The 4,542-nt window shown below is 73.3% G+C and carries 3 protein-coding genes and 1 pseudogene; 3 read left to right on the forward strand and 1 reads right to left on the reverse strand.

Features of this window, described 5'->3' with window-relative positions; genetic code table 11:
* Positions 1 to 1,941 (forward strand): annotated as a pseudogene (locus N4P33_RS33115) (family 2 glycosyl transferase); the annotation flags it as partial.
* Complete coding sequence (locus N4P33_RS33120; RefSeq protein WP_260830633.1) at positions 1,938 to 3,419, forward strand: DUF5719 family protein; 1,482 nt, start codon at positions 1,938 to 1,940, stop codon at positions 3,417 to 3,419. The pseudogene N4P33_RS33115 and the gene N4P33_RS33120, both read left to right, overlap by 4 nt.
* A 30-nt stretch (positions 3,420 to 3,449) precedes the next feature.
* Here the strand turns inward: N4P33_RS33120 and N4P33_RS33125 are convergent, their stop codons facing one another.
* Positions 3,450 to 3,917: a metallopeptidase family protein gene (locus N4P33_RS33125; RefSeq protein WP_260830634.1), complete on the reverse strand. Its 468-nt coding sequence runs from the start codon at positions 3,915 to 3,917 to the stop codon at positions 3,450 to 3,452.
* Between the two features lie 272 nt (positions 3,918 to 4,189).
* On the opposite strand from N4P33_RS33125, the gene N4P33_RS33130 reads away from it, so the two are divergent.
* Positions 4,190 to 4,519, forward strand: a complete 330-nt coding sequence (locus N4P33_RS33130) for a DUF3499 family protein (protein ID WP_399030574.1) — start codon at positions 4,190 to 4,192, stop codon at positions 4,517 to 4,519.
* Positions 4,520 to 4,542: the final 23 nt, after the last annotated feature.

The following is a 4,542-nucleotide window of genomic DNA, read 5'->3' on the forward strand; positions in this document are numbered from 1 at the left end:
ATCCTTCTGGTGTGCTCGGTCCCGCTCGCCGGCATCACCGCGTACTTCGCCTCCCGCCCGCTCGTCACCTCCCGACTGCTGCGCGCCTGGGCGGCCGTCGCCTACGCCTTCCTGCCCGCCGCCACCGGTGCCCTCGCCGGGGGCCGCGTCGGCACCGCGGTGCTCGCCGTCCTGCTGCCCCTGATCGCCCGCGCGGGCATCGCCGCGAGCGGCCTGGCCAACAGCACGGGTGCCCGCGGCAGTTGGCGTGCCACCTGGGCGTACGCGCTGCTGCTCACCATCGCCACGGCGTTCACCCCGGTCGTGTGGCCGATCGCCCTGGTCCTCGGCCTCGGCGTGCTGGCCCTGCGCCGCGCGGAGCTCACCGCCTACGCCCCCCGCCTCCTCGCCCAACTGGGCACCCCGCTCCTGCTGCTGGCCCCCTGGTCGCTCTCCCTCCTCCCCTTCGGCTTCTTCCGCGAAGCCGGACTGGAGTACGGCCCCTCCGCCGCCTCCGCCCTCGATCTGCTCGGCGCCAACCCGGGAGGCCCGGGCACCTTCAGCGGTCTGATGCTCATCGGCCTGGTGCTCGCCGCCCTCGCGGCCCTGCTGCGCACCGAGCGGCAGGCCGCGGTCCGCACCGCCTGGGTGACCGCGGTGGCGGGCCTCGTCTTCGCCGTGCTGTCCAACGGCTCCACCTGGGCGGGACCCGCCACCCTCGTCTACGGCATCGCCCTGCTCGCAGCCGCCGTCCTCGGCGCCGACGGGGCACGCGCGCGGGTCGCCGAGCAGAGCTTCGGCTGGCGCCAGCCGGTCGCCGCGCTGATCGCCCTGGCCTGCGCCGCCGGCCCGCTGCTGCTCGCCGCCGGCTGGATGCTCCGCGGCGCCGACGGCCCGCTGGAGCGCCGCGACCCCGTCCAGGTGCCCGCGTTCGTCGCCGAGGAGAGCAACACCCGGGACCAGGCCCGCACCCTCGTTCTGGACAGCGAATCCGCCGCCCACGTCGGCTACATGCTGGTCCGCGGCTCCGGCGCCCGCATGGGCGACGCCGAACTGGCCGGCTCCGACGGCGAGAACAGCAGACTCGACAAGGTCGTCGCCAACCTCGTCGCCGGCTCCGGCGCCGACCAGGCCGCCCAGCTCGGCACGTTCGCCGTCCGCTACGTCCTCGTCCACCAGGGCGCCCCCCGCGAGGTCACCCGCGTCCTGGACGCCACCCCCGGCCTGACCAGGCTCAGCCAGCAGGCCGGCGGCGCCCTGTGGCGGGTGGACCGGCAGGTCTCCCGCGCGACGATCGTCTCCGCCGAGGAGACCAAGCCCGTCGCGGCGGGCCCGGTGGAGATCCACACGACCATCCCGAGCGGCCCCGACGGCCGGGTCCTGCGCCTCGCCGACTCCGCCGCCGACGGCTGGACCGCCACCCTGGACGGCCGGCCACTGCCCCGCACCACGGTCGACGGCTGGGCCCAGGGCTTCGAACTCCCCGCCTCCGGCGGCCGCCTGGACGTCACCTACGACGACCCGATCACCCACACCGCGTGGCTGTGGGCCCAGGGCTTCCTCGCCGTCGTCCTGATCGTCCTGGCCCTGCCCGGCCGCCGCCGCGACATCGACGACGACCTGCCCGAGGAACCGGCCCCCGCGCCCACCGGAGAGGGCCGCCGCGCCCGCCGCCTGCGCGCCCAGGCCGAACAGCAGGAAGCCCCCGCGCCGATCCCTGCCCAGCCCACCCACGACACCTGGCAGCCCACCCACGACACCCGGCAGCCGGCGCCGTACCCCGACGAGGCGCCCCAGTACCAGCAGCAGTACGCGACGTACCCCGAGCAGTACCCCTACCAGGGCACGTACGACCCGTACGCGTACGACCAGACGACGACGTACGACCAGACCTACACCCACGGCTACGACATGCCGTACGACCCCACGGGCAGTGAGCGTCCCGACGGGAGCCAGCAGTGAACCGCACGACCCTGTCCCTGATCGCAGGTGCCACCGCACTCACCGCCGTGACGGGCTTCGCCGCCCTCATCACCCCGGACCAGGCCACCACGGACGACCCGGCCCGTACGGCGGCCCACCTCCCGGTGGAACGCACCAGCCTGCTCTGCCCGTCGCCCAGCACCTCCGACCTGGCCGAGACGACGTACACGTCCTTCACCCCCGTCACCAAGGGCGCGGAGAGCAAGGGCACAGCGGAACTCCAGCCGGCCCGCACCGACTCGGACACCGACGCCGAGTCGGACACCCGGAAGAAGCCGCAGAAACCCGCCCTCGAACCGGGAGAACCCGGTAAGCAGTCCAGCGCCGACGTCTCCGGAGGCGAGGCCCCCGCCCTCATCGGCACCGCCGAGGGCCGCTTCGCACCGGGCTGGACCGTGCAGCAGACCACCGAGGTCACCGCGGGCACGGGCCGCGGCCTGCAGGGCGTCACCTGCACGGCACCGGACACCGAGTTCTGGTTCCCCGGCACCAGCACGTCCTCCGACCGCACCGACTACGTCCACCTGACCAACCCGGACGACTCGGCAGCCGTGGTGGACATCGAGCTCTACGGCAAGGACGGCGCCCTGAAGTCCACCGTGGCGGAGGGCATCACCGTCCCGGCGCACTCCAGCGAGCCGGTCCTGCTGTCCACGCTCACCGAGGAGCAGCAGACCAACGTCACGGTGCACGTCGTCGTCCGCAGCGGCAGGGTCGGCGCGGCCGTACAGGCCCTGGACGACAAGCTCGGCGGCGACTGGCTGGCGGCGTCCACCGACCCGGCGGGCAGCCTGATCATCCCCGGCATCCCGAAGGACGCCACCGCCGTACGCCTGGTCGCCTTCGCGCCCGGCGACACGGATGCCGACCTGAAGGTCCGCCTGGCCTCTCCCACCGGCTCGATCACCCCGGCAGGACACGAGACCCTGCACGTCAAGGGCGGCATGACGGCCGCCGTCGACCTGGGCGACATCACCCGGGGCGAGCCCGGCTCCCTCGTCCTGACTCCCACGGACCGCTCGGTCCCGGTGGTCGCGGCGGTCCGCGTCCTGCGCGGCAAGGGCGACACCCAGGAGTCGTCCTTCATCGCGGCGGCCCGCCCGGTCGGCACCCGCGCCACAGCCGTGGGCAACACCGCCAAGACGACGACCCTCTCGCTGACCGCCCCCGACGGCACGGCGAAGGTCAAGGTCACCGCTTCCCCGGAGAACGGCAGCCCCACGTCGAAGACGTACACCATCAAGTCCGGCACGACCCAGACGATCACTCCGCCCACACCGGCCGACACGAAGGGCACGTACGCCCTGACGATCGAACCGCAGACGGGCACCCCGGTCTACGCGACCCGGACCCTGACAGCGGAGGACAGCGCCTTCACCACCCAGACCCTCCCGGACGACAGGGGCATGGTGGCGGTTCCGGAGGCGCAGCAGGATCTGTCGATCCTCCAGAGATAGACCTCCAGAGACAGACCTCCAGAGAGAGACCTAATCCTCCCCGTACCGGGGATCCACCGTCTCCGGCGTCAGCCCCAGCAGCTCCGCGACCTGCTCCACCACGACCTCGTGCACCAGCGCGGCCCGCTCGTCACGCCCCTTGGTGCGGATCTCCACCGGCCGCCGGTAGATCACCACCCGCGCGGGCCGCCCCTCCCGGGCAGGCACACTCCCGCCCAGCGGAACGGCCTCGTCGCTCCACCCGGCGACGGGCCCGCCTCCACCCGCCCCGTCCAGTCGCGGCACCTCAAGGACCAGGAAATCGATGTCGGCCAACTGCGGCCACCGCCGCTCCAGCCGCTCCACAGAGTCCTGAACGAGATCCGCGAACGTCTCCGCCCTGCTCGCCGCCAGCGGCACCTGCGGCGGTGCGATCGGCCCCCGCATGCCCCTTCCGTGGCGATCACGACGTCGGGGCCCGGGGCCGGCGGCGGCACGGGGCGTCACAGGGTTGTCCATCACTGTGCAGGGTAGTCGCCACCGCCCCCACATGCCCGACCCCGCACCCCTCCCCGCGGCATGTCACCACCTGACCATTTCAGCCAAGGTCGGGCTCGATTCCGTATCTCTCCGAGACCGGTGATCTCACGGCAATTGACGGAGTTTGCACCATCTGGTGACCGCAATCAGAATCACCCACCGCCCCGCACACCCCCGTCCCGCCAGGTCACAGACCCGGCCCCACGGCAGGGTGTGCGGCGTCTCACACCACGACACGGGGGAGTGACCTGGTGGAGAGTCGTCGCGGCCCGCTCAAGAGTGCGGTACCGTCCAACGTCGTGAGCCCTGTACGTCGCTGTTCGCGCACCGCTTGCGGCCGTCCCGCCGTCGCGACGCTGACGTACGTCTACGCCGACTCGACCGCGGTCCTCGGCCCCCTCGCGACCTACGCCGAACCCCACTGCTACGACCTGTGCGCCGAGCACTCCGAGCGCCTCACCGCACCGCGCAGCAGTCCCGCGGCAGACGCCGCGCCGCCCCTCCCCGCCGCAGCGTGCCCAAGTCCCGCACCCGGACCCGCGGGCGACGACCGCCGACGACGCCTCAGACGGGGACGGTGACGTGGTGGCCCTTGGGCTGGTCT

It is taken from the genome of Streptomyces sp. 15-116A, from assembly GCF_025290915.1.
Lineage (GTDB): Bacteria > Actinomycetota > Actinomycetes > Streptomycetales > Streptomycetaceae > Streptomyces.

Excerpts from the sequence above, each read along its gene's own strand:
- N4P33_RS33125 (WP_260830634.1), bottom strand. The coding sequence starts at position 3,917 with ATGGACAACCCTGTGACGCCCCGTGCCGCCGCCGGCCCCGGGCCCCGA.